This is a genomic window from Mesorhizobium norvegicum (assembly GCF_004919685.1).
Taxonomy (GTDB): Bacteria; Pseudomonadota; Alphaproteobacteria; order Rhizobiales; family Rhizobiaceae; genus Mesorhizobium; species Mesorhizobium norvegicum.
In genome coordinates this window covers 1-1,079 of sequence record NZ_SMYZ01000211.1, presented here as the reverse complement: position 1 = coordinate 1,079, position 1,079 = coordinate 1, and the positions used below count along the sequence as shown (strand labels likewise).

At 63.3% G+C, this 1,079-nt stretch carries 1 protein-coding gene; it reads right to left on the bottom strand.

All coding sequences use genetic code 11. The annotated features are described in order from the left end of the window. Window positions 1–113: 113 nt before the first annotated feature. On the bottom strand, window positions 114–854 hold the full coding sequence (locus tag FCU66_RS40785) for an SDR family oxidoreductase (RefSeq protein ID WP_136622658.1): 741 nt from the start codon (window positions 852–854) through the stop codon (window positions 114–116). Between the last annotated feature and the right edge of the window lie 225 nt (window positions 855–1,079).

The following is a 1,079-nucleotide window of genomic DNA, read 5'->3' as shown; positions in this document are numbered from 1 at the left end:
CCTCTCCCCGTCACTATACGGGGAGAGGATGCCGGCAGGCAGGTGAGGGGCAGCGCTGACGTTCAGAAAGGGAGATAGGGCAAATTCGAAAATCTGAAGCGATTGCCCTGCTTTCAATACTCCTGCGCCGTCGGCCGGAACAAAATCTCGTTGATGTCGACCTCGTCGGGCTGGCTCATCGCAAACACCACCGTCCTGGCGAAGGAATCGGCAGGGATGGCTACCCGGTCATAGAGTGCCCGCACACCCACGGCGACATCGGCCTCGGTGACGCTGTTGGGCAGCTCCGTCGCCACGGCACCCGGCGAGATGACGGTGGTGCGGATGTTGTATGGTTTTACTTCTTGCCGCAGGCCCTCCGAGATGACACGCACCGCGTGCTTGGTGGCGGCATAAACCGCCCCGCCCGGCCCGACCTTGTGGCCGGCGACCGACGACACGTTGATGATGTGGCCGCTCTTCTGCGTCTTCATGTGCGGAAGTGCTGCGGCAATGCCGTAGAGCACGCCCTTGATGTTAACGTCGATCATGCGGTCCCAGTCCTCGACCTTGCCGCGTTCCAGCGGCGAGTGCGGCATCAGGCCGGCATTGTTGATGATCACGTCGACGCGGCCATGCATCTTGACCGCATGATCGACAAGACGCCGGACCTGGCCGACATCGGTGACGTCGGTCGCCAGGATGGCGCCCTTGCCAAGCGACAACTCGCCGGCGAGCGCCTGCAGCCTGTCGAGGCGCCGCGCGCCCAGCACCAGCCTGGCGCCCTCTTTCGCCAGAAGCCGCGCGGCGGCTTCGCCCAGCCCGCTGCTGGCGCCGGTGATGACGACGACCTTGCCCTTGATGTTCTCGGTCATGATGATGTCCTTTCTGATTTTCCGCTTCGCTGCCCACGGCAGCCTGGGCGTTCGAGTTGCGGCTCAGCCGGGCATTTTGATCTTGCCCAGCCAGCCTGTGACCTCTTCAAGCGTCTCGCGCTCCTGGTCGCACTGTTTGGAAAAACCTTCGATGAGCCGCGCCCCTGGAGCATGGTCGGCGAGAACCTTCAGGCTCTGCCCTAGGTGTGGAGCCTCAACAGGTTG